The sequence below is a fragment of the Bacillus ndiopicus genome (assembly GCF_000612805.1).
Taxonomy (GTDB): Bacteria; Bacillota; Bacilli; order Bacillales_A; family Planococcaceae; genus Metasolibacillus; species Metasolibacillus ndiopicus.
In genome coordinates, this window is sequence record NZ_HG964404.1 from 640,178 (window position 1) to 663,001 (window position 22,824).

General features: G+C 34.8%; 27 protein-coding genes. 5 read left to right on the forward strand and 22 right to left on the reverse strand.

What is annotated here, in order from left to right; all coding sequences use genetic code 11:
- Nucleotides 1-35 precede the first annotated feature (35 nt).
- The 3 genes from TY13_RS08050 to TY13_RS08060 form a co-directional block, all read right to left on the reverse strand.
- Nucleotides 36-2,252 carry a peptidoglycan D,D-transpeptidase FtsI family protein gene (locus tag TY13_RS08050; RefSeq protein ID WP_042473968.1) on the reverse strand — a complete coding sequence of 739 codons (2,217 nt, stop codon included), beginning with the start codon at nucleotides 2,250-2,252 and terminating at the stop codon, nucleotides 36-38.
- Between the two features lie 268 nt (nucleotides 2,253-2,520).
- Entirely contained in the window at nucleotides 2,521-2,916 is a 396-nt protein-coding gene (locus TY13_RS08055; protein ID WP_042473970.1) for a VOC family protein, read from the reverse strand.
- Nucleotides 2,917-3,017: 101 nt separating this feature from the next.
- Nucleotides 3,018-4,289, reverse strand: a complete 1,272-nt coding sequence (locus TY13_RS08060) for an MFS transporter (protein WP_042473972.1) — start codon at nucleotides 4,287-4,289, stop codon at nucleotides 3,018-3,020.
- 93 nt (nucleotides 4,290-4,382) lie between these two features.
- Between TY13_RS08060 and TY13_RS08065 the strand changes: the two genes are divergently transcribed.
- Entirely contained in the window at nucleotides 4,383-4,991 is a 609-nt protein-coding gene (locus TY13_RS08065) for an FMN-binding negative transcriptional regulator (protein ID WP_042473974.1), read from the forward strand.
- A 428-nt stretch (nucleotides 4,992-5,419) separates the two neighbouring features.
- Here TY13_RS08065 and TY13_RS08070 read toward each other — a convergent pair whose 3' ends face one another.
- The gene (locus TY13_RS08070) at nucleotides 5,420-6,025 is read right to left on the reverse strand and encodes a superoxide dismutase (RefSeq protein ID WP_042473976.1); all 606 of its coding nucleotides are present in this window, start codon (nucleotides 6,023-6,025) and stop codon (nucleotides 5,420-5,422) included.
- Nucleotides 6,026-6,207: 182 nt separating this feature from the next.
- A complete protein-coding gene (locus TY13_RS08075) occupies nucleotides 6,208-6,684 on the reverse strand; it encodes a DUF456 domain-containing protein (RefSeq protein ID WP_042473978.1) in 477 nt (158 codons plus the stop codon).
- Between the two features lie 123 nt (nucleotides 6,685-6,807).
- Here TY13_RS08075 and TY13_RS08080 point away from each other — a divergent pair, with 123 nt between their 5' ends.
- Complete coding sequence (locus TY13_RS08080) at nucleotides 6,808-7,320, forward strand: DUF1189 family protein (RefSeq protein WP_042473981.1); 513 nt, start codon at nucleotides 6,808-6,810, stop codon at nucleotides 7,318-7,320.
- Between the two features lie 146 nt (nucleotides 7,321-7,466).
- Here the strand turns inward: TY13_RS08080 and TY13_RS08085 are convergent, their stop codons facing one another.
- Together TY13_RS08085 and glsA are read right to left on the reverse strand one after the other, a co-directional pair.
- On the reverse strand, nucleotides 7,467-8,183 hold the full coding sequence (locus TY13_RS08085) for a class I SAM-dependent methyltransferase (RefSeq protein ID WP_042473984.1): 717 nt from the start codon (nucleotides 8,181-8,183) through the stop codon (nucleotides 7,467-7,469).
- A 26-nt stretch (nucleotides 8,184-8,209) separates the two neighbouring features.
- The gene (glsA, locus tag TY13_RS08090; RefSeq protein WP_042473987.1) at nucleotides 8,210-9,145 is read right to left on the reverse strand and encodes a glutaminase A; all 936 of its coding nucleotides are present in this window, start codon (nucleotides 9,143-9,145) and stop codon (nucleotides 8,210-8,212) included.
- A 102-nt stretch (nucleotides 9,146-9,247) separates the two neighbouring features.
- Here glsA and TY13_RS08095 point away from each other — a divergent pair, with 102 nt between their 5' ends.
- The 3 genes from TY13_RS08095 to TY13_RS08105 all read left to right on the forward strand — a co-directional run bounded on the left by TY13_RS08095 (nucleotide 9,248) and on the right by TY13_RS08105 (nucleotide 11,475).
- Nucleotides 9,248-9,577 carry a hypothetical protein gene (locus tag TY13_RS08095; RefSeq protein ID WP_042473991.1) on the forward strand — a complete coding sequence of 110 codons (330 nt, stop codon included), beginning with the start codon at nucleotides 9,248-9,250 and terminating at the stop codon, nucleotides 9,575-9,577.
- 197 nt (nucleotides 9,578-9,774) lie between these two features.
- Nucleotides 9,775-10,887: a flavodoxin-dependent (E)-4-hydroxy-3-methylbut-2-enyl-diphosphate synthase gene (gene ispG / locus TY13_RS08100; RefSeq protein ID WP_195891682.1), complete on the forward strand. Its 1,113-nt coding sequence runs from the start codon at nucleotides 9,775-9,777 to the stop codon at nucleotides 10,885-10,887.
- Nucleotides 10,888-10,902: 15 nt separating this feature from the next.
- Nucleotides 10,903-11,475 (forward strand): 5' nucleotidase, NT5C type, encoded by a 573-nt coding sequence (locus TY13_RS08105; protein ID WP_042474001.1) that lies wholly within the window; start codon nucleotides 10,903-10,905, stop codon nucleotides 11,473-11,475.
- Nucleotides 11,476-11,872: 397 nt separating this feature from the next.
- Here TY13_RS08105 and TY13_RS08110 read toward each other — a convergent pair whose 3' ends face one another.
- From TY13_RS08110 to TY13_RS08175, 15 genes are all read right to left on the reverse strand, one after another.
- Nucleotides 11,873-12,295, reverse strand: a complete 423-nt coding sequence (locus TY13_RS08110) for an HIT family protein (RefSeq protein ID WP_042474004.1) — start codon at nucleotides 12,293-12,295, stop codon at nucleotides 11,873-11,875.
- Nucleotides 12,296-12,350: 55 nt separating this feature from the next.
- On the reverse strand, nucleotides 12,351-12,992 hold the full coding sequence (locus tag TY13_RS08115; protein WP_042474007.1) for a hypothetical protein: 642 nt from the start codon (nucleotides 12,990-12,992) through the stop codon (nucleotides 12,351-12,353).
- Nucleotides 12,993-13,076: 84 nt separating this feature from the next.
- The gene (locus tag TY13_RS08120; protein WP_042474010.1) at nucleotides 13,077-13,325 is read right to left on the reverse strand and encodes a DUF7660 family protein; all 249 of its coding nucleotides are present in this window, start codon (nucleotides 13,323-13,325) and stop codon (nucleotides 13,077-13,079) included.
- Nucleotides 13,326-13,498: 173 nt separating this feature from the next.
- Nucleotides 13,499-14,152 (reverse strand): hypothetical protein, encoded by a 654-nt coding sequence (locus TY13_RS08125; protein WP_042474013.1) that lies wholly within the window; start codon nucleotides 14,150-14,152, stop codon nucleotides 13,499-13,501.
- Nucleotides 14,153-14,230: 78 nt separating this feature from the next.
- A complete protein-coding gene (locus TY13_RS08130; protein ID WP_042474302.1) occupies nucleotides 14,231-14,872 on the reverse strand; it encodes a DUF1963 domain-containing protein in 642 nt (213 codons plus the stop codon).
- Nucleotides 14,873-15,122: 250 nt separating this feature from the next.
- Nucleotides 15,123-15,470, reverse strand: coding sequence for a hypothetical protein (locus TY13_RS08135; protein WP_042474015.1), 348 nt, complete (start codon nucleotides 15,468-15,470; stop codon nucleotides 15,123-15,125).
- Nucleotides 15,471-15,938: 468 nt separating this feature from the next.
- Nucleotides 15,939-16,097, reverse strand: coding sequence for a hypothetical protein (locus TY13_RS20660; protein ID WP_154661567.1), 159 nt, complete (start codon nucleotides 16,095-16,097; stop codon nucleotides 15,939-15,941).
- Between the two features lie 118 nt (nucleotides 16,098-16,215).
- Complete coding sequence (locus TY13_RS08140; protein ID WP_042474018.1) at nucleotides 16,216-16,641, reverse strand: hypothetical protein; 426 nt, start codon at nucleotides 16,639-16,641, stop codon at nucleotides 16,216-16,218.
- A 521-nt stretch (nucleotides 16,642-17,162) separates the two neighbouring features.
- Entirely contained in the window at nucleotides 17,163-18,068 is a 906-nt protein-coding gene (locus TY13_RS08145) for a hypothetical protein (protein ID WP_042474019.1), read from the reverse strand.
- A gap of 1 nt (nucleotide 18,069) precedes the next feature.
- The gene (locus tag TY13_RS08150; protein ID WP_042474023.1) at nucleotides 18,070-18,513 is read right to left on the reverse strand and encodes a hypothetical protein; all 444 of its coding nucleotides are present in this window, start codon (nucleotides 18,511-18,513) and stop codon (nucleotides 18,070-18,072) included.
- Between the two features lie 567 nt (nucleotides 18,514-19,080).
- A complete protein-coding gene (locus TY13_RS08155; protein WP_042474025.1) occupies nucleotides 19,081-19,947 on the reverse strand; it encodes a hypothetical protein in 867 nt (288 codons plus the stop codon).
- A 366-nt stretch (nucleotides 19,948-20,313) separates the two neighbouring features.
- Nucleotides 20,314-20,601, reverse strand: coding sequence for an RHS domain-containing protein (locus TY13_RS08160; protein ID WP_052344270.1), 288 nt, complete (start codon nucleotides 20,599-20,601; stop codon nucleotides 20,314-20,316).
- A 209-nt stretch (nucleotides 20,602-20,810) separates the two neighbouring features.
- On the reverse strand, nucleotides 20,811-21,584 hold the full coding sequence (locus TY13_RS08165) for a macro domain-containing protein (RefSeq protein WP_042474026.1): 774 nt from the start codon (nucleotides 21,582-21,584) through the stop codon (nucleotides 20,811-20,813).
- A gap of 338 nt (nucleotides 21,585-21,922) precedes the next feature.
- Nucleotides 21,923-22,324: an immunity 22 family protein gene (locus TY13_RS08170; RefSeq protein WP_042474028.1), complete on the reverse strand. Its 402-nt coding sequence runs from the start codon at nucleotides 22,322-22,324 to the stop codon at nucleotides 21,923-21,925.
- A gap of 82 nt (nucleotides 22,325-22,406) precedes the next feature.
- Nucleotides 22,407-22,823 (reverse strand): hypothetical protein, encoded by a 417-nt coding sequence (locus tag TY13_RS08175; RefSeq protein WP_195891676.1) that lies wholly within the window; start codon nucleotides 22,821-22,823, stop codon nucleotides 22,407-22,409.
- Nucleotide 22,824 lies beyond the last annotated feature (1 nt).

The following is a 22,824-nucleotide window of genomic DNA, read 5'->3' on the forward strand; positions in this document are numbered from 1 at the left end:
TCCAGACAGCTAACAGTTACTCTTTTGTCACAGTATTATTCAGTTGCCGTTGTATGCTCCTCATCTTCATCAAGGCGCTCCTCAGAAAACGGCGGAAGAATTTTCTGTGTTGTTAAGTTTTCTTTCATTCCTTTTTCTTCATACTTTTTTTGCAATTCGAAGTAGTAATCAACCATTTCACGGGCAATTTCATTGTTTTGTGCTAAAGGCAAACTAAAATCTGTCGTCACCCATGGAATAACTACTGCATAGGCAATCTGTGGATTTTCAAACGGAGCAAAGCCAACATGTGTTAATGTAGTTGTATTTGTTCCGAATTTCTCACGCAACGGTCCGTAATAAACTACCTCCGCTGTTCCCGTCTTCCCAGCAGCAGTGTATGGTGCATCTTGGAATTGCCAACGAGCCGTACCATAGGAGCCAACGTAAACTTGGCGCATACCTTTCTTTACTTGCTCAATTTCAGCATCTGTATTTGAGATGCGATTTAAAATTTTCGGCTCAACCTCTTGCACAAGTGCACCTAAAGTTTCACCATCAGAAGAAGGCTTACGAATTTCCTTTAGCATACGAGGCTGTACACGGTAACCGCCATTTGCTATCGTTGAAATATATTGTGCTAGCTGTAATGGTGTGTACGTATCAAATTGTCCAATTGCTAAGTCCAAAATTTTACCTGGTGTATCCATTACACCTTGATAACCTGCAAATTCTCCTGGTAAATCAATGCCAGTTGGTACACCTAAGCCAAATTGCGAGTAACCATTGCGCATTCTTTGTAGTGTATCTTCTTTTATGCCGAATCCCATGTTATACGAATAGCTTCTTCCACCAATAGCCATTGCAATTTTAAACATATAAGAGTTCGACGAGCGTTCTAATGCCATTAGCTCATTCATTGAAATACGCCCTGTTCGGTTAAAAATAGAGCTTTTCGGATCTGTACCTGCTAGCTTAATTGGTTCATCTATCATTGTTGTATTTAAAGAAATAACATTTTCTGAGTAACCAGTTAAGACAGTGGCCCCTTTCACACTAGAGCCTGCCTCATACGCAGTTGTAAATGCACCATATGAATAATCAATAATATAGCTTTCTCCTGTTTCAGGATCTTTTTCGATTTTTTTACCAACAACGGATAAAAGCTCACCTGTATTTGGGTCCATTATGACAAGAAATGCACGATCTAATAGGCTTGAAGCACCCATCGCTTTTAATTCTAGCAATTTCTTTTCAACAACGCGCTCCCCCTCAGCTTGTAGCTCCATATCAAGTGTTGTAACTAAATCTTTACCTGGTTCACCTGGATATGTCGTCTGCATTTCAACGACTTGCCCTTTTTTATTCGTAATATTTTTAACAACTGATTTTTCACCTTGCAATATTTCTTCATATTGCGCTTCGAAATAACTTTCACCAACGCGATCATTACGTGAATAATCACGAGCTAAATAAAAATTAAGTTTATTTTTTGGTATCCCTTTGCTCGGTACAGTTGTACGACCTAAAAGCGCAAGCGGTGATAGTCTGACGCGCTTCCAATCCGTCGTTGTATTAACACCTGGTAAATCAGCTAAACGCTCTGAAACACGGGCAAATTCATCGTCCGTTACGCCTTCACTTTTAATAATTTGTGGTGATAAACTGTAGCCTGATACCATTTCTCTATAAATTGCTAATACTTCTAAATCAAAATCTGTCAGCTGCGCTAATTCTTCATCTGTTATACGCTCACGGATACGACGATCCATTTCAGCATTAACCTGCTTTTCATCAAGCGTCTCGTCGGAAGCACGATAAGCTGCTCTTTCTTTCTCTGTTACTTTCGCCAGCGCTTCTTCATTTTTTAATAAAATCCAAAAATCAAGTTTATCGCGATATGTCACACGGTTTGTTGGCTGTTCAATTAATTTAGCTAACTCAATTGCAATAGACAGCATTTCTTTTTGGGTCGTCGTTTGCATCTTTGTATATGTAATCGCATTTTCTGGCTGATTGTCTACTAAAATCCGCCCATATCGATCATAGATTCGCCCACGCGGTACACTCGTATTTACACGTACTTCCTCTGTTCTTTCAATTTCAAGTACGTAATCTTCCCCTTTGACAATTTGTAAATAGCCTAAGCGGAAAATAAGCGCTGAGAATAAAATGAAAATTGAAAAGAAAAGGACATTCATCCGAAATGTAAGATTCGCTCGCTGCTTTGCTTTGGGATTTTGATTATTCTTTGTTTTTTGTACTTTTCGCATATGAAACGCCTCCTTCCCTTTTACTCCATAACATCCAGTATACCATCTGTATGCGCTAGAAAAAAGATAAATACCGCTATTTTGTGACGATAACAACAGGAAAAAGTTGCAAGGGTAAGTTCATCCAAGCATGCTCTTTGGGCATTAACATATGAACGCAGTATAAAGTGGTGATTCACCAGTTTCATAGTAGGGTTTGCAATATAATAGCATAGCAAAAAACGCAAGAAACCAACTTGATGTTGACTTCTTGCGTTTTATTCACAACCTATTTAGCATTTTCATCAGGCTGATGTATACCAAATATATTGCCCTCTGTATCTATATAATATCCTTGCCATGCCATACCTGGCAGTGCGTGCTTCGCCTTCGCCACTTTACCGCCATTTGCTAAAATTTTTGATTCAGTCGCATTATAATCTGCCACACCCATTGTGCAAACATAGCCATTTACTGGCTGATTTACTTCAGGTTCAGCTCCTTGACGTTGCATCAATGCTCCGTTTATCCCAGGCTCATCCTCACTACCAGTCACTGCTCCGAAATAAGGCATCCCCGCATAATCGCTCCAATCCTGAAACGACCAGCCAAACACCTCACCATAAAACTTTTTCGCTCTTTCCATATCGCTAACGTGTATTTCAAAATGAATTAATCGCCCCATATTCCATTCCTCTTTTCAGATAAGTTTTATCTTGCATTAACAGACTAGATAATTTCACTTTATAGTATTTTGTACTTTAGTGCTATATTTTTATACAGCTTTTACAATGCTTTATTTGCTTTATATCCCCAAAGTACGATTGGTATTACTAGAAGTGCAAAGGACATCCCAATAAAGCCAAGTGTTGCATAGCTTGAAAAGGCAACGACAACACCTGAAACAACACTACCAAATGATCCACCTAAAGCTACCGCAACATCGACAGAGCCTTGTACCTTCGCGCGATTATGTATTGTTGTTGAGTCTATAATAATAGCTGTACCACTAATTAATCCAAAATTCCAGCCAAGACCTAGTAGCATAAGTGCAACCACTAGCCAAAATAATGAATCCCCTGGCGCAAAAGCAGCACATATTCCAGCTATAGCTAATGTAACACTAGCAGCTAGCGCCACAAAAACCCTTCCTACTTTATCTACTAATATACCTGTACCTAAAGAAGGTAAATACATAGCCGCTACGTGTAAGCCTATAACAATACCAACCGCATTTAAATGACTACCATGACCTTGCATATGTACTGGCGTCATCGTCATAATGGATGTCATAATTATTTGTGTTAATACTAAGACAATCGCTCCTACTATAATCCCAATTCGCATTAATTGCTGTTTATCTATCGTCGCTTCTAATTTTACTGTTCCGTTTGTCGTATTTTGCATAGCAATTGCCTTCGCTACAAGCAATGGATCTGGTCGTAAAAAAACGAATAGTACTGTACCAGCTAAAGCATAGGCAACTGCCGCTAAAATAAATGGTCCTACTAACGTAGGTAATGTAAAGGCTTCAGCCACTTTGCCCATCGTTGTCGCTAAGTTTGGCCCTGCTACTGCACCGAATGTCGTAGCAACAAGTGCAATGCTTGTCGCAGTTGCACGCTGCTTGTCAGTCGCTAAATCTGTTCCAGCATAGCGCGCTTGTAAATTTGTCGCTGTACCTGCACCATAAAGGAAGAGTGCAATAAACAATAGCGCAATATTATGTGTTGCTCCAGCTATTATGACGCCTAGCGCACCAATACTCCCTACAAAAAAACCAGAGGCTAAACCGTAACGCCTTCCATATTTTTGCGAAACTCGCCCCACTATATAAGCTGCAAATGCCGAGCCCAATGTAAATAGCGCCGCTGGTAAGCCTGTAACGCTATCTGTTCCTAGCATATCCTTGGCAAGTAATGCACCTACTGTAATACCTGCTGCTAATCCTGCACCCCCAAAAATTTGCGAGCATAAAATGACGATTAATGTTCGCTTATAAAGCTTTTGTTGCGCTGTCTTTGAATGAATATAAAGAGCTAATTTATCATCCGACATGAAACCACTCCCTTCCGGCACACTAAGTTAGTACTAATCTACATGTTGTGAGGGCGATTGTAAACACTTACAATGAAGTTAAGGAGGGATACAATGTACATTCCAAAATATTTTAAAGTAACGGATATACAGGAAATTAAGCAATTTATTCAGCAAAATGCCTTTGCAACAGTTGTGTCGACACACAAAAATAGACCAATTGCCGTACACATACCTTTACAGCTTATATCAAAGGATGATGGTGATTATTTAACTGGCCATGTTGCTTATGGCAATCCAATTTGGCGCACACTGCAAAATAATGACGAGATACTTGTTATGTTCCAAGGCCCACATGCTTATATTTCATCATCGTGGTACGAAAAAGAAAATGTACCAACATGGAATTATCAGGCGGTTCATATTTATGGACATGCTACAACTTTTGATGGCGAGGCATTGCAGCAAGATTTAACAAGCTTACTTGAAAAATACGAAGGGCACCGTGAGCGTCCCGTACTATGGGATACATTGTCCCCTGAATTATTGGAACAAGAGCTTAAGGGTATTGTCGGCATTCAAATTAAAATTGGAGAAATCCAAGCAGCCTATAAATTAAGCCAAAATCGCCATGCACATGATTACGAAGAAATTATCAAAAGGCTACAAGAAGAACCAGATACCAACTCACACGCAATCGCAGAAGTGATGAAAAATAAATAAGATTTACCTACAATCTCTGGGCGATATGATGGATTGCAGTGCTTGGAAAATAAAATTAGATAGAATAAACATTCGATAAAAATAGAGATTTTTGGGCGGGCGTGTCTCAAAATGAAATCTCAGGCACGCTTGTCATGGTTATTTAATAGGTTTCTTCGAGGTATGTAATTTATGTGTTTATCTGCGGTTTTTTCAAGTTATCTGCGCTTTTCTATGACTTATCTGCGCTTTCCCCGAGTTATCTGCGGTTTTCCATGATTTATCTGCGCTTTCTCCGAGTTATCTGCGATTTTCCATGATTTATCTGCGCTTTCTCCGAGTTATCTGCGCTTTTCTATGACTTTTTTGCAGTTCTCCTCTAAATGCAAAGGGCTACAAGAAAATGCAGATAAAAATCTGTTTTTCTTGTAGCCCTTTTGAAAATGCTATTATTTTGCAGCTTGGAATTTAGCTTCTACTACATCCCAGTTTACAACGTTCCAGAATGCACCGATGTAGTCTGGACGACGGTTTTGGTAGTTTAAGTAGTAAGCATGCTCCCAAACGTCTAAGCCTAAAACAGGAGTTTTGCCTTCCATTACAGGTGAATCTTGGTTTGGAGTAGATGTTACAGCAACGCCGTCTCCATCAACGATTAACCAAGCCCAGCCTGAGCCAAAGCGAGTTGTAGCTGCTTTTGCGAATTCTTCTTTGAATGCGTCAAAAGAACCGAATTTTGCATCGATTGCAGCTGCTACTTCACCAACTGGTGTATTTGAACCGCCTGGAGCGATTACTTCCCAGAATAATGTGTGGTTAGCATGTCCACCACCGTTGTTGCGTACAGCCGTTTGTTTGTCAGCTGGAAGTGCGTCTAAGTTTGCGATTAACTCATTTACATCTTTACCAGCAAATTCAGTGCCTTCTAGTGCAGCGTTTACATTTGTAATGTAAGTTTGGTGGTGTTTTGAATGGTGGATTTCCATTGTGCGTGCATCGATATGTGGTTCTAATGCATCATAAGCGTAAGATAATTTCGGTAATTCGTAAGCCATTATAAATTCCTCCTCAAAGTTGAAAAAATCATTCTTCATGTATTAGGTTATCAAAATTGGTACAGACCTTCAATGAAAAAAACTCCAGAACAAATATTTCGGTCTTTTGACGGAAATTTGTTCCACCCTAACAGGTAATAATTATTTCTACGACAAGTAACCGCAGAAGTAATTTCCCCACATTAAATAGCAAGAACAAAAATAATAATCATAATCGCTTGAACTACGCCCTTTGCAGCTACGGATGTTAAAAACCCTACAACTGAGCCTACTCCTGTACGAACAGCTTGCTTAAATGTCGTTTTTTCAACAAGTAATTCTCCAATGACCGCCCCTAAAAACGGACCAATTAATATACCTGCAAACGGAATTACAAACGGTCCAACAAGTAGCCCAATTGTGCTTCCCCACATACCTGCCTTTGAGCCTCCAAATTTTTTAACGCCAACCAGATTAGCCAGTGTATCAACAACAAACAATAGAACAACGAATAATACTTCAATTACCCAGAACCACCAAGGCAAGGCAAATGTGTAAAATAAGCCGTAGACGATAAAGCCCGCTGCAATAAATAATACAGACGGAATAATTGGATAAACTAGCCCAACGAAACTAATAACAAAACACGCAATAATTAATACCCATGCGACAATATCCATAAATTCCACTCCTTTTCTTAATTATTACGTACGTTCATAATCATCAAAAGTTTCAAAGTGGCACTTTCTATTTTTCGGAACATGCTTTTCGTGATACACTGACTGTTGGAGGAGAGAATACATATGAAATTAAAACATTCACAGCTTTTTCTTGATAGTTTGTATCAACCTAAAAAGCTTGCTGCATATAGAATTATGCCCATTGGAAAAGTGATTCAATACGTATTTTTGCTTATTACGGCGATGACTGTTTTTTCACTGGGGAAGTTTTTCAATACGGAAGTAAATCAAATTTTTGCTTATAAGGAAATAGAGGAATTTGCCAGCGATTTGAAATGGCTTGTATACATTATTTCTATCGTCTTTTTATTCGTCATGAACACACTTATTTTATTTGCTAAAATTAGCATTTATGCTTATGCTGGGCATCTATTCTTGAAGCCATTGAAGCGGCGCGGGGAATATCGACAAGTATGGCGCACCACTGCCTTCGCTATTACATGGGAAGTGATTTTATCTATTATTTTAAGCTTCTTTGCTATTCCGTCAACTGTTTCCATTTTACTATTTATCGTTGTCACAATGACTATGCTGTTAATAGCTTTAACAAAATACCCTAAAATGCCGCAAGCATAACCTAGAAAGGGATATCAGGAAAATTTTTATTTCCCTGATATCCCTTGGTGATTTCTTGTGAAGGCGTAAAAAGTATCATTTTAGAGCAAATAAAAAAGAAATCGTTTTAAGCTCGAAATGAATTCATTTGATAGAAAAAAACCAATTTACTTTACACTGTGAAAAATAAAAGATTTTGTTTCTGCAGTGGCTTGCTTAAACTTCCAATCTCCATAAGCTTGAATTTGTGAAAAACCTACTTGTTGTAATGATTCATGAATTACTTCTTGTGAGCGAAATTTTAATTGCATTTTTTCATGAACAAGTATTTCATTTGTACGTGCATTTTTCACAGTTTCATAAAACGTAAAAACATCTTCTATGAAGCCCTCATAGTCTGTCCAAATTTCAAGTGGCTCACCACTCACCTGATCCGTTGCAAAATCAGGTGTTAGATCTTTTTTCCACTGCTCCCACGCTTTTGCTAATGGATTACGGGTATCAAAAATAAAGTGTCCCCCAGATTTTAATGCTCTATGTGCATCTGAAATAACTTTATGCCAACTTTCCTCTGTAAGAAACACCTGTGCAACATTCGCTGTCATAATAACAGCTTCATACGCATTTGTTTCTAAATTTGTGCTATCCCCAACAGTCCAAGTCACTTCTCCTGAAACCTCTTTACTTCTCGCATATTCAATCGCTTCTTCGTTTGGATCAATAGCTGTAATATGATAGCCTGCTTTTGCAAAATGAGTTGTCAATCTCCCTGTTCCGCAACCTAAATCAGCAATTTTTTTAGCATTGATTTTCTTCAATAATTCTAAAAAAAACTCATCGTCTTTGCCCCAGCTATTAATTTGATCATACACTAGCGGAATCATTTATTTACCTACTTCCTAACTCGTTTTTAAAAAATACTTAAATTATAGCGCTGTGATAATGCCTCTAAAAACTTCATACCAGCTACACTATTTCCAACGGCATCAATGGCCGGGCCAAAAATTCCGATGCCTATCGTGCCTTGTAATTGTTCAATTTGTACATCCCTTGCCACACATAAAATGCCACCTGAAACACCGCTTTTCGCTGGTAAGCCAACAAATGCGGCAAATTTCCCAGATGCATTATACATACCGCAAGTAAGCATAAGCGCTTTAGCTATTTTCGCTATTTTAGCATCGAATATTTGCTGCTTTAATAATGGATGGTAGCCATCGTTTGCAATGACTAAGGCAATTGTTGCGAGTTGCTTGACATTAATTAATAAAGCGCACTGCTTTAAATATGCTTCTAAAGCGATTTCTACATCACCCTGCAAATAGCCATTTGCTTTTAAATAATAGGCAATCGCTCTATTACGATAAGCCGTTTCCCATTCAGAAGTAAATACTTCCTCACTAATTTCACATTGTTCGCCAGTAATTTTTTCAATAAAGTTCTGCAAATTGCTAACTTTTTCATCCACTTGATCACCAGGAAGCATTGATGAAATCGTAATAGCTCCTGCGTTAATCATTGGGTTAAAAGGTTTGCCTGGCTGATGACTTTCCAAACGAATAATCGAGTTGAAAGGATCACCCGTCGGCTCCACATCAACATATTGAAGCACGTGCTCGGTGCCGTATGTTTCACAAACAAAAATAAAACTAATGACCTTTGAAATACTTTGTAATGTGAAAAATTGTTGATAATCCCCTTCTTGAAATGTCGTACCATTGCCGTCAATTAATGATACTGCTAACAGTTTTGGGTCAACACTACTTAACGCTGGTATATATGTAGCAACATGCCCTTCTTTATAAAACGGCTGTGCCTCACGAATGAGCTGTTGTAATTGTTGCATCGTATATTTCCCTCCAAAAATTAATAAATAACTACTATCAAGAATAGAATACACCAATTAGACATTAAATAGTATCGCGACTCTATTTTTAGGAGGATTGTTATGCGTTACATTATTTTTACAATACTATTTTTTATTGTTGCTACAGTTGTCAAAATAGATTTACAGGAAGGAACGCTTCCTCTTGCTTCATTTTATGCTGAAGAAATTTGTGAGGAGCAAATTGAGTATGAGTGGCATAATGTCGTTGTTCGTGTGCAGCAAAGCGATACGATTTATAGCTTATTTGCTGCAAGTCCTACAAGCGCTCCATTTCCTGAACGCCTTGCCGAATTTTATAAGGCAAACCCGCATTTACAGCAGCAATCACTTGTACCAGGCGAATTAATCAAATTACCAATCCGCAAAGAAAAGGAAAATATGTGTCTTTAAAGCCCTCAGTTTCTAAAGTGCTGTAGTTAATTCTTGTCCTTGCTTATTTTCACTGCTAAAATAGTGACAGTGAGAGCATTTTTCTGAGCAATAATTTGAGAGCGCAACAACAAATCGGTGTGCTGCGTCATATTATAAAAGCTCGGAGGCAATTGTATGATTGTACAATTGATTTTTGTAAGCCCAAAAAGGAGAGAATTTACATGAGTGAAATCGTTCACCGTTCCAATACACGCCCTGTACGCGTAGGAAATTTAACAATTGGTGGTAGCAATGAATTATTCATCCAAAGTATGTGTACAACAAAAACACATGATGTGGAAGCAACAGTAGCAGAAATTTTGCGTTTAGAGGAAGCAGGCTGTCAACTTGTGCGTGTCGCTGTACCAGATGAGCGCGCGGCAGATGCCATCGCAGAAATCAAAAAGCGCATCCATATTCCACTTGTTGCAGATATTCATTTCGACTATAAGCTTGCATTGAAAGCAATTGAAAATGGTATTGATAAAGTTCGTATTAATCCAGGTAATATCGGTCGTCGAGAAAAAGTAGAGGCGGTCGTAAATGCAGCAAAGGCAAAAAATATTCCTATTCGTATCGGTGTAAATGCTGGTTCATTAGAGCGCCATATTTTAGAAAAATATGGCTATCCTACAGCAGATGGTATGGTTGAATCCGCACTACATCATATTAAAATATTAGAAGACTTAGATTTCCACGATATTATCGTCTCAATGAAGGCTTCTGACGTAAACTTGGCAATTGAAGCGTATGAAAAAGCATCGAAAGCCTTCGATTACCCATTACACCTTGGTATTACTGAGTCTGGTACATTGTTTGCAGGTACTGTAAAATCAGCGGCTGGTCTTGGCGCTATTTTATCTAAAGGCATCGGGAATACATTGCGTATTTCTCTTTCCGCTGACCCTGTGGAAGAAATTAAGGTTGCGCGTGAGCTATTAAAATCATTCGGCCTTGCTTCAAATATGGCAACACTTATTTCATGTCCAACATGCGGACGTATTGAAATTGACTTAATTTCGATTGCGAATGAAGTGGAAGAATATATTTCTAAGTTAAATGTTCCGTTAAAGGTTGCAGTGCTTGGCTGTGCGGTAAACGGTCCAGGTGAAGCGCGTGAGGCTGATATCGGCATTGCAGGCGCACGTGGCGAAGGTTTATTGTTCATGAAAGGCAAAACTGTACGTAAAGTACCTGAGGAAACAATGGTTGAGGAATTGAAAAAAGAAATCGATAAGCTTGCTGCTGAAATGGAAGAAAAGCGAGCTGCTGAAGAAGCTCGAGCTTAATAGGGTGTGATAGCAATGACGAAAAAACCTCGATTCGGCATCGATATTGACGGTACTGTTACTAGCCCGGCAACGCTAATACCGCATATAAATAAACAATACAACGTCAATATTACGCTTGACGATGTCGTAGAATATGACTTTTTAAGTGCATTTCCACATCCCGTTGACCGCGATGAATTTGCACATTGGTTTACAACGAATGAGCCACAGCTCTATGCAGCAAGCGAGCTAGCAGACAATGCAAAATCAATTTTAAGCGATTGGAAAAATCGCTATGAGTTATTTTATATTTCTGCACGTGGTGAAAACGTACTTGATATAACGAAAAATTGGTTCCATACACATGCCATTCCGTATGACCATATCGAATTAATCGGTAGCCATGATAAGCTGTCTACAGCAAAATATCACTCTGTTGATGCATTTTTCGAAGATAAGCACGACAATGCAGTGATGCTTGCAGAAGAATTAGATATTCCAGTTATTTTATTCGATACGCCTTATAATAGGCTAGCAACACCGAATAAAGTTATTCGCGTTAACAACTGGATTGAAGCGAACGACTGGATTTGCAGAAATTTTTAATGTTATGAAAAGCTGTCGGGCTAAAATTGCCCGACAGCTTTTCATACGTCTAGTATTCCCCGTATCCACCTGTCTACAAAGCTTTCAAATGTAATGCCGTATTGATTATAAATTTCGTGATAAACAAAATATACCCCGAGCTTATCTAGCAGCTCGTCATCAATGCGCATACACCCCTATCCTTTCTAACACTATCATACGCAGTGAAAACGGATTATATGAAAAACTAGCTGGATTAGCCTTAATCCGTTTTAATTATAGTTCTAAAGTAACAAATTACCCGATTAGCAGGTGAATTCGCCCGTTTCATAGCACGTTTCGCTCGAAAACTCCTTCAATTCGCCCGATAGTTTTAAAAAAGCTTGAGAAACTGAAGGATTCTCATGTTTTTAGGATTTTATACCAACTTATTAATCACTTCAATCATTTTTCTTCGTGTTTCATCTAATTTTTGTTCATCAATAGGAGCTTCTTCGCCTTCCATATAGAAATCTGCGAAATTTTGACCCTCATACCTTGGCACAACATGCATATGAAAATGCGTTAACTCGTCAAAAGTGCCACCATTTTGGCATATAGTTATGCCATCTGGATCAAACAATTTTTTAATAGCTCTTGTTATAATCTGCCCTGCTTGCATTACTGAGCATGCTGTATTTTCGTCAAGCTCATCTAAATATCGAAAATGCTTTTTAGGTAATATCAATACATGTCCTTCATTATATGGATTGTGATCTAAAATACAGCAAACCTCATCATTTTCAAACACTACATTCACAGCTATTTCTTTATTTGCTAAATTACAGCCTAAGCAAGTCATTTAACCCCACCCCCTATTAACTCGAGCGTAAAATTTTCCATCTAATTCTTTGAAATTATTTTTTTCTTTTCCACCACACAGATTCACAAATCATAATCTTTTCTAATTTGTCTTCATTATCATAAATAAAATTATAGCTCAATGGCGTTTCTACTAGAGAATTACAAGAAACTACTTGGTCTACCCTGTTAGAATCATAATAAATATAGTTCATTGCGGACCAATTTCTTTTTCCACCAATTCTTACCTCTACCCAATTATGCTCATCTAAAGGTTTAAAGACACTAATAGCTACTAATGTTGTAGGATGATCATTCTCTGGATACCATCTCGTTACATAGGAATTCACGCTTTTATCCGAATTCATAATATATATATGAGTCCCAACGCCTAATTTTATATCATTGTCAGCATATGGATGCTGCATAATAATGAGCTGATCTAATTCATTAAACCCAAAAGAGTGGATGGTTCTTTTACTAAACCTTGCATCTTCCGTTATGTTTTTCAAAATCCTTCCCTTTTTAAATTTATGTATCTCATGATAATAAGGAAGGTACGTATAATATTCATCAGTAGCATATTTCCAATAAGAAACCGCAGATAGCTTCGCAGTAATCATACCGTCTATATTCTGTTCCACCTCACTCCATTTGTCTAATAATTCTTGACGAATTTCAAGTACTGTTGAATTCATTCTATTCCCCCTATAATTGAATCTTGTCCAATATGCAACAGAACAATGGAAATTATAAACTGTTATACTTTTAGTATTAAATTCTTATTCATAAATCTTACCTACATACAACATTTTGGATAAGAAGTTCCAATTAATACTTATAGGTGCATCAGAGTGCCCATAAAACTCTTCCATATCTTCCATCCAACTTTCAATGGCTTGAAGATATAAATCTATAGATTTATTCTCCCATTCATCTCTATTCTTTTTATAATCATCTGATAATAAATTTACAAATTCTAAAAACTGTTCCTTGTTTGTTACATTTTCAATTTTGTCATACCAATCCATACAATTGCACACCTTTCGTGAATATCTAGTCTACTACCTTTTGAATATTTCAAGATTAAACCAGCTTGGTACTTTCTCGTTTTTTACTGCTTCCTACATTATTGTGCTTACATATCATCACTTAGTAATTAACGAATTCCTAAAAATTCTTTTGTGAAATATAGAATTGAAAATCACTTTTTCTTTAATTGCATATACTGTACATTAGCAATATTTTCATACCCTATTCTTCCTAGCCCACCCCTCATACCTATAATAAAATCTCCTTTATATATGACAAGTGAATTCGGTTCAAAGGTACTGAATGGGAAATTATTGAATATAATATTTTTTTTAAATGTTCCCCCTTCATTACATACTGTAAATAAATTCTCGCTTGATAGGACATACAAAATTTCATCAAGTATATAAAAATCAATTGGACACTCCTTTAATTCTAGGCACTCTTTAAAAGAGACGCTAATGCCATCGTATATTAATTTATACAAAATGCCTTCATTTAAATACATATGTTCTAATCCCTCTAGAAAATATATCTCCCCCTTATACTCAAATATTGATTTTACATTGCATTTTTTTAATAATACTTCCGTTAAATCATTATAAATGACTTTTAATTCTCCTCCCCATTCTCCATAATCTGTGCCTACTATTTTCAAATCAAGATATTCATATTGTATTTTATGTTTTTCACGATACCTAGAAATCACTAGTTCTCCATTTATTATTTCAACACAATAATGTTTTGAGTTGTTTATTATCTGTAACCATTTTTTACTACCTATATCAGGAATTATAGTTGCTATAAAATCATTCAAAAATGGCATAGTGTTATTTAATACCTCCATTATCTGTATACAGTTCTGGGCATAAAGGAATCCTAGCTTATGGTATTTTAAAGGCTATTATGTACATTGAGTAAAAAAAACACCTGTGTCATTTTGATTATCATTTTTATTTAAAAATAAATATCCAATCGAGTCACTTAGGCTAAAAATATCTTGAAACTCTTTTGGAAAATCACCACCATAAATTTGTAGACAAAATTGATAATCATCTAAACCTAAGTTTTCCATTTGTAACAGCGAGGGTTGGTTGCCAATTAACGAACCACAATAAAATTCTATATCATCAAAATCTTCATCCAATTCCTCTATACTCAAATTCAATTCATCTCCCAAAACGAACTTTTGTGCTGGAATGAGGAAATCTGATTCATTTCGAACTTCCCCTACTCCGTGTAATAAAACTCTTGTAAATCCTTGTTTAATGCTTTCTAGCTCTTCCTTATCTCCATGGAAAGTAATTAAATCTAAAAAGTAATCATCTCTTTTATACGTTGTAAAAACAGATAGGATATGTTCTTTTGGTAAGTTTAAATTTAGAGTATTATTAAGAAAATTCGTTGGTAAAGATAATACAAGTGTTAATTTATCTCCGTTTGGATTTAATGGCCAATCAATATTTTGAGGCAAGAAGCTATATCCGCCAATTCGTGGTACAATGGCTTCATTTTCAACATCTTTAAAAATAATTTCAACTGACATATTTTCAACTCCTATATTTTTTTGCACAAGATTATAGTGGAATAAATCATTCCGAAAAAGTTCTATTGCCTTTTCTTGTAATTCAATACCAATCCCTTCTAATTCTTCTAACCTACTATTTGTCATGCTGTTTTATAGGAAAGACTCGCCATGTTATGAAAAGTCAAGGCGAGTCCATTATCTATTTGTACATGGACTTCGTTTTTACTTTTCTAAACTGACGTCTACTTGTTTGAGTATGCTCCAGTCCTTACTCCCATCTTTTGCATGAATATTGCTCGTAAAAATTACCGATATTTTCCTTACTTAGTATTTTCATATCATAAAAAAGACTTTCAAGAATATCTTCAGCAATCTCTCCGTCTTCTGCACAACCAGTATTTTTTGCCAGAAGTTCTAACCCTACTTTTATTATATGCTCTCTGTTTGCCTCTGACAGAGTACTATCATTATAAACTTGAATTATTAATTTTTTTATTTGTTCTTTAGTCTTTTTATTTTCAATGTAATCTTCCTCTTCATTTTTGAATTGTTTACTGTAGTAGTTCTTTAAAGAATCTCTAATTTTGTCGATTTCACTTTGATAATCTATTTTCATAATTTAACGACACCCTCCCTTTTTATGAATAGTCTTGGCATTTTTAGGTATTTCACCTTGTATGAGAACCTCAGCATCTTTCTTTGCATATCTATATGCTGGATCTCTAAAACGCTTACCTGTTTGAGAATCAATCCTATTAGATACGTCAAAAACTTTGTGAGAGTCTAACCTATCGGAATCGATGATAATACAATCTGATTTCTACACCCTCCTAGTTGTCCACTAATTTGAATGGCTGCGAGCTGTGTCATATGCCTTATTGATTTCCGTTCTACATCAATGCCTACTCGTCATCTGTGCTAGATTGCCAAGTTCATCATAGCTGCTCGCATTTTGCCATTCTTTATTGACTTGTCTTAACAGGTCTCGCTCTAGCTTGACGAGCATGTGGAGATTTTCCGTTTCCACTAATAACCCATTTTTATCATAGCCAAATGTTTCCTATGTGTCATTGAAATAGTCTGCTCAAATCACATCATGAGGAATTTTTTCTACCAAGCCCACTGGATTGAGTTCATACACCCCTTCCATTTCATCAAAGCCGATTTCTTCCCCAATTTGTGCCTTTAAATCAAAACAAAAAACACATGTGCATGGAATAATACCATATACATGTGTTTTCACATTTCTCTTACAAATATAAACCTGTCTGTACTGTTAAAAAACTTTAGCGATTGATAAAATTAAACGGCATAGAATCTGCTAATCATATTTTTTCATACGCAAAATAAAATTTCATATTTCAATCATTTTTATTCATTTTTTCATCCGTTAATCTAATTGCATCTGGCAAAATAAGATTGTATTCTTGAGCTACAACTTCAATAACCTCATCATAGCATTCAAGAAAATAATGCTTAAATCCCTTTTCAACTAATGTCTTTTGCTGATTTAAAAAGTCAGAATCAATTACTTCACAAAAACACGTATCTAATAAATTTTCGTCAAAATAATCAAGGGCACAAATTCCAAACTTGACTACATTTTTAAAAATAATAGAAATATCAATGTAATGTTCTTCTGTGGAAATATTTGATGCCAACGTTGTTGCTAAATTTAACGACAATTCAACTTCTTTTGGATATCGATCCATAATGAACTTTTCTAAAACCAACGCATCTCTAGCATCTATTACACCAATTGCTGTATCTATAAATTTAGTTCTCATTAATATCCTCCATTTCTTTACCTAGAAGTTTGCTTTAACAAGGAGGATTATACCTATCTTACTTGGTTACCATTTTATCTACTTTATGAGGTCCTTCACAATTATCCATCATTTTATTTTGCATTGGATTTGTCCTATCGAATTTAATAGCTAAACTCCATATATCCCCATCTTCTAGTATCTCTGTAGTTGGATAATACTCTATCCCTTCAATATATTTATTTCTAAATTATAAGCCCTTCTATCACAACAGACAAAAGAGCTTTTCCAAGAGAAAAAATCGACTCAAAAGCTTTCTATGTATACTCTAACTTTTTTTATTCGTATATTTTTAACAGTCAAACAATTCATTAGCCAGTTGAGAAATTTTTTGAACAGCATCTTCAATACGATTTTGTTCATCCATTGAGTATTTATCTTCATTAAAATAAAAATAATTACTTATATCTATAAATGCTCATGCAAGTTTTTTGGGAACAACATCTAAATTCTTATATTTAACTATTAAAAACTGCGATAGTCTATTTCTCTTCAATTCTTATTTTTGCACCCAAAGAATTAAAATATTCAGCTAAAACTAAAGTATTTTCCCCATATCCCTCTGCTATTAGGAAAATATCTCCATTCAAGCGATTTCGTATCTCATCAAGTGATAATCCTGTTTCTTTTTTTAATGCTAGTATCACTTTTGATTTATTTTCACCTGGATCATCGAGATACACAAAATATTTTTTCACTTTTTCGATAGTTCGTTGCTTAATTGGAGCAAAATTCTCGTTTGATTTCACAATAGGAAGGAATTCGCATATATTCTCGATTTCTTCATCACTTAACTTAACTTTCCACTCCTTCTCCATTAACTCATAAAAATTTGATTGATATTCACCGCTTTTATAATATCTATCATCATGTTTGTTAAGCCAAACAGATAAAAAATAGTCGAATTTTTCTAGTGAATCCACTAGTAGTTTTGGGGAAAAATCTTCTCCAACATAATCGTAATAAATTGGAGTTTCTTCTTTACTTATGTCTGCTATCACTGGATTCCCACTCCAACTGGAAATAATGATCCAATTTTCACACCATTCCATTGTCTTTGAAATATCTATCCAACCTTTATCATCCCTAATGAACCTGTAACCTTCTAAAGCAACCATTAGATTTTCCATACCAAATATATAGAAATCGTTAGTCCAATTAAACATTATGTCATTAGATTTTGGTAAATCACAGTACCATTTCAAAAGTGCTTGGCTTAAAAGAGGAAGTTTAAAAATTTTTTCTAACTCCCGTTTGGTTTCTGTAGATGTTCCTAAACATTTGATCTTACTAGCATTTTCATGCTTAGAAATTGAACGAGCCAGGTACTTCATCGTTTTTTCAGCTCCCTCCATTGTTGCATCTATTTGGATATAGCTATAATACATATCATTTTAGCTCATTGACAGTATATGTTGATGCTATTAATTCAATATAACTATCATATCCTTTAACAATATAATGTTTCAAATTCAACCTATTTCTAGGGTCGTACCTCTTTATATTTCTCTGTAAATATTCTGAATCTATCACTTCATAAAACCCTGAATCTGGATGATAGAGCTTTTCTTCATCATTCTCCAAGTGATTTTCAATAGGTAATTTCTCAGAAATATAAAAATTATTATAATTGGATTCATCGAATTTTAATTTTATGCATTTAACTTCGGCTGCAATTGAAAAAATAATTTCTATGTTAACACATTTTTTATCTATGCTCTTTAATGGTATAGCACCAACCTCTATTCTCACGTCACCCGACTCTATATAAACCAACTCTAAATCAGTGGTAGATATTTTGAATATAAAATTTACTGGCTTTAAAGTGAACATATTAAAACCTCCCAATTTCTAGTTTAGAAAATTTGTAACACATCGTACTGCCATTGGTTGATGTCATTGCCTGGTAAGATACGTTCAATTTCTTTACCGAGTTCATTGTATTGCATCGCTGCTGTCCACTGCTTTTGTTCTTTTTAGGAAGCAGTTGGCTTTGTTATATGCCCCATTTGATTACGCGCAACATCAATGGCTGCCCCTAAAATTCTCTCAAACTCTTGAACAAGCTCATTGTGCTGCATCGAATCTGTCCACTTAGATTACACTGAGCGAGAAGCTATCATTTGCAAGACACCATCCATCTCATTACATGTGACATCAATTTGGGAATCAAAAAGCATGGCTCCTGTACAAAACAGAAACCATCACTTGGCTGTTTAATTTTTTTTGAGTTTGTCCTTAACTTGGGTATCATATTAAATTCGGTGGATTTATGCTACTATATCTAACGAGGAATATTAAAAATAGTAAAATACAAAAATAAGTTAGTTTTGTAACAAAAACGAAGAGAATTGCAATAAACACCTAGACCAAGTATTCATATTACCGCTCTGATATTCGTTAAATTAATGGGCGATATATATCTTTCCAGTGAGGAATCATTTCTTCTGAAAAAATATAAACAAAATCATTAGAAGTTAGGTTTCCTAAATTGTCTAATGCAATTCCAAACTTGAAATATATTTTATAATTTCTGTTTATAAAATACTCTTCATTTTTTAAACTATCCAATTTAGAACCGAATTTTGATAACAATTTATTATCAATAAAAACATCCTCTTTACAATTTAAGGCTAGTTGAATTAACTGTCCTTTTTCATTATACATTGCTTGACTATTCGCCCTATTTTCAGTAGTTATACCCTTTTTACTATTCTTGCTTATTTTTAAAGGAATTCCCCATATTTTTTCAATTTCACTCGGTTGCATGCCGAATTTCAATAACCCTACAGATTGATATGGAGTTATTTCATATTTTAAGTTTATTACCTGATTTTCAATACTTCTGAATTGAAAACCAAATTCTATATCTTTTTCATAAACTCTTTTTTGGTTATCTGAATAAATTGTTAATTGAACTCCATCATCAGGAAAGTCTAAACCGTAAATCGACATATTATATTGAGGAAATATATAGCATCCATCAATAAAATACGGATTTTCTTTGAATAAAAATTGCTTTGATTCATTCATTAAATCCACTTTTTGTTTATTCAAGAAAATAATCTTTGGATTGTTCACAGAAATACTTACTAAAACATCATCTACAAAATGAAATATAAAATCATCTTGATATTGAAAAAACTCTTTTCCTTTAACATTTTTCTTATCCACTTCACCTAAGATATTATTTAAGTCTGAAGATGTCATAGATAGTTTTACTTCGTTTATCCCAATTTTGGGTAATATGTTTAACTCTCTACTCATAATTTCTACCTCATCTACAATATTTTCTTGTTAATCTTTTTTGTTCTGCATTAGTTATATATCCATTGTCTCCTGCGTATTCCAACATTAAATTAAGAACCAAATTTTCGTTGTATGTCTCGTATATGTATTTCCATTAATCCCTCAAATTTCCTGTTATCAATTAATTCTTTTTGGTATGCTCTCCATTGACCTGATCTCCTATATTCTTTGCTCTAACACTAGCGTAAGGACCATCTTATTTTAAGTCAAAAATATCAATATAAATATTAGAGTCAATGACATATCCATAAAGCATAGGTTTCCCACCAGCAAGTCCAATTGGATCTACTTGCGTATAATTTGCGCTAGGTCATAGTAGTGGAATCAATTATAGTACAACACAATTTTTATATCCTCATACTGCCCTTGATAACAGAATGGAATAAAGTCTTGCTTACCTGTAAATTCTTTCACTCGTCCATAAATATCAACTGTAGCTGACCAAACCCTATTACCTTGTTCATCGTATGCTTCAACAGGCGTTCCAAGATAATCACTTATAATACTACTTGTAATCTTAGCTGAAGGGACAAACCCATAATTAAACACCCATGTGACTAGCTTATCTTCTATATCGATATCAGTCTGTTTAGAATTTTCACCAAATCCCAATATTTATCTGAATCATTCTGCTAAATATTGAGTTAATTGTCAATAAAATATCAATAAACAAGTGGCAATAAACCCTTATTTAACGGATTTATCACTACTTACTAATTTATCTAAAAGAACTTTTAATCAATTGAAGAGTATAAGGACTTGTTGTAAGTATAAATATCTATATTTTACCAGACTCTTTATTCACCAATTTTCGTTTCTTTTTACAATTCAAAAATACTACATTTTATTTTATAATAAATCAATTCCTCATTTATTATTTTTTCAATTTCTCCCCAGTCCCCTCCTGCTAATCCTGAGCCAATTTTAGGCATTTGTATAGATAATCTATTTTTTAATGAAAATCTTGCGACTTTTTTTAAGCATAAACGAAGTGCATCATAATCAATATAAGTTGTACTATCTTTATAATTTTTCCTTACACCTTTTTGTGCAAGCATATTTGCAATAAAAATAGTTTTCTGTTGCCCTACACATACAAACTGAACTTCTCCTAGCCTAAATGTTTCCTTGTCCTCAGACCATTTTAAATATTCTTTCTTTGCAAAGGGGAATTGCTTTGATAGGGATAGAACAAAACCTTTTCCCCATAATCCTAATATGTTAACAACATGAATGATTAGTGTATTTTCTTCTAAAGGAAGGGATGCATCACCTTTTAAGTAACTTATTTGAGGTTTGTTAGTATCAACTAAAATTGCCTCCTTCCACTTACTTTCAAATTCTACACTAGTAATAGGTGTACTATCGCTTAAATCTAAGCTATCGATATGTCCATCGTACAATAAAAATCCAATATTTTCGTTCCAATCTTTCAATGATGAAGAAATATACATATCGTTATTGATTATGTTAATTTGTCTAGTTGCAAATCCATTTTCAAATTCTGTAAATAATTGCCCGTTACCTTGTGCAAAATCAACATCATCACATTTATAATATAATAAACTATTATCAGGTTTTACATACTGTTCCACAGCTACTTACCACCCTTTTTGAAATATCCAAATCCGCTACTCCATCAATAATAAAAGTCAATCTGAAATATCAATTTCCACAAAATGAGATACATTATTTAGTTTTCTAGCATCATCATATATATTTGCAGCTAATTGGTCTTATCTGCCTTTATTGGATTAGGGAATATGTCAGTAAATCACCAAATAAATAAAATAGTGACACCCTCCTCCATCTAATAGGCCTAAACCTGTAAGCTTTTTAACCACCTATCCTGTATACTAATAAAAAAATAGATATAAAGAGTCTTATGACACTGTATACCTATGTTTTATATTTACCTAGCTATGAAATTAAATCAATGTAAATTAGTTCTAAATTCACCTATATAATGCAATTCATTATAAAGTTTATTTTTATCAGCTACTTCTATCTCTGGATCCATGTAATAAAACATAGCGTTAACATTTTCTAATCCTTTTTTAATACATACAGCCTGTATTTCTAACAGTGTTTCCTGTGATATCGATAACTCTTCCAACAAAACTCTGACATTTACCATATCATCTTCTTTGTAAACTCCAATATAGTCCTCATCATACCATTTTTCGTTTATATCCAGACAAAATTTACATACTTTGTAAAGGGGATCATCAATATCCATATCCGGATCATCATAGTCTAATTCAAAATATTTTTCAAAAGTTTCATCATCACTATTATTAATCCCTAACCAAACATGTACTTTAGACATATCCATTATTATTTACAACCCACTTTCATATATTTTCTATGGTGCTTTGCAATTATTATTCTTGCTTCCTTTTTGGAATTGGCTTCGTTTAAAGCCGAGACAATTGTCTATGAAAATTACTACTTGCTTTACTAAATTGACCTAGAAGACCTTTTAAACCAGTTGAATGTGGTCCAGAATGTACATTTCCCTTTCTAAACCTTCTATATGCTTTTTTTAGATTTAAACTTACTAACCTGCCTCCTACTATTGGTAAAATACTCTTCATTTTTAAACTATCCAATTTAGAACCGAATTTTGATGACAATTTATTATCAATACTCTTAGTAAAATCAAAGCGCAGTAGCTCCTCAGCAGCACTAAAATTAAAAATATAGCCAAACTCCAAATTTGATTTCAAATCATTTCTACAATAACCTGTTATTCTAACTGAATAATTACTCTTTGACACCTGCACACTGTTACAATTATCATAACTTTCATCTTTTATATCTTCGTAGTTCAAA

What these genes read in the sequence shown, in the direction of transcription:
- TY13_RS08050 (WP_042473968.1), bottom strand. Translation starts at nt 2,252, where the DNA reads ATGCGAAAAGTACAAAAAACAAAGAATAATCAAAATCCCAAAGCAAAG.
- TY13_RS08055 (WP_042473970.1), bottom strand. Translation starts at nt 2,916, where the DNA reads ATGGGGCGATTAATTCATTTTGAAATACACGTTAGCGATATGGAAAGA.
- TY13_RS08060 (WP_042473972.1), bottom strand. Translation starts at nt 4,289, where the DNA reads ATGTCGGATGATAAATTAGCTCTTTATATTCATTCAAAGACAGCGCAA.
- TY13_RS08065 (WP_042473974.1), top strand. Translation starts at nt 4,383, where the DNA reads ATGTACATTCCAAAATATTTTAAAGTAACGGATATACAGGAAATTAAG.
- TY13_RS08070 (WP_042473976.1), bottom strand. Translation starts at nt 6,025, where the DNA reads ATGGCTTACGAATTACCGAAATTATCTTACGCTTATGATGCATTAGAA.
- TY13_RS08075 (WP_042473978.1), bottom strand. Translation starts at nt 6,684, where the DNA reads ATGGATATTGTCGCATGGGTATTAATTATTGCGTGTTTTGTTATTAGT.
- TY13_RS08080 (WP_042473981.1), top strand. Translation starts at nt 6,808, where the DNA reads ATGAAATTAAAACATTCACAGCTTTTTCTTGATAGTTTGTATCAACCT.
- TY13_RS08085 (WP_042473984.1), bottom strand. Translation starts at nt 8,183, where the DNA reads ATGATTCCGCTAGTGTATGATCAAATTAATAGCTGGGGCAAAGACGAT.
- glsA (WP_042473987.1), bottom strand. Translation starts at nt 9,145, where the DNA reads ATGCAACAATTACAACAGCTCATTCGTGAGGCACAGCCGTTTTATAAA.
- TY13_RS08095 (WP_042473991.1), top strand. Translation starts at nt 9,248, where the DNA reads ATGCGTTACATTATTTTTACAATACTATTTTTTATTGTTGCTACAGTT.
- TY13_RS08105 (WP_042474001.1), top strand. Translation starts at nt 10,903, where the DNA reads ATGACGAAAAAACCTCGATTCGGCATCGATATTGACGGTACTGTTACT.
- TY13_RS08110 (WP_042474004.1), bottom strand. Translation starts at nt 12,295, where the DNA reads ATGACTTGCTTAGGCTGTAATTTAGCAAATAAAGAAATAGCTGTGAAT.
- TY13_RS08115 (WP_042474007.1), bottom strand. Translation starts at nt 12,992, where the DNA reads ATGAATTCAACAGTACTTGAAATTCGTCAAGAATTATTAGACAAATGG.
- TY13_RS08120 (WP_042474010.1), bottom strand. Translation starts at nt 13,325, where the DNA reads ATGGATTGGTATGACAAAATTGAAAATGTAACAAACAAGGAACAGTTT.
- TY13_RS08125 (WP_042474013.1), bottom strand. Translation starts at nt 14,152, where the DNA reads ATGCCATTTTTGAATGATTTTATAGCAACTATAATTCCTGATATAGGT.
- TY13_RS08130 (WP_042474302.1), bottom strand. Translation starts at nt 14,872, where the DNA reads ATGTCAGTTGAAATTATTTTTAAAGATGTTGAAAATGAAGCCATTGTA.
- TY13_RS08135 (WP_042474015.1), bottom strand. Translation starts at nt 15,470, where the DNA reads ATGAAAATAGATTATCAAAGTGAAATCGACAAAATTAGAGATTCTTTA.
- TY13_RS08140 (WP_042474018.1), bottom strand. Translation starts at nt 16,641, where the DNA reads ATGAGAACTAAATTTATAGATACAGCAATTGGTGTAATAGATGCTAGA.
- TY13_RS08145 (WP_042474019.1), bottom strand. Translation starts at nt 18,068, where the DNA reads ATGTATTATAGCTATATCCAAATAGATGCAACAATGGAGGGAGCTGAA.
- TY13_RS08150 (WP_042474023.1), bottom strand. Translation starts at nt 18,513, where the DNA reads ATGTTCACTTTAAAGCCAGTAAATTTTATATTCAAAATATCTACCACT.
- TY13_RS08155 (WP_042474025.1), bottom strand. Translation starts at nt 19,947, where the DNA reads ATGAGTAGAGAGTTAAACATATTACCCAAAATTGGGATAAACGAAGTA.
- TY13_RS08170 (WP_042474028.1), bottom strand. Translation starts at nt 22,324, where the DNA reads ATGGATATGTCTAAAGTACATGTTTGGTTAGGGATTAATAATAGTGAT.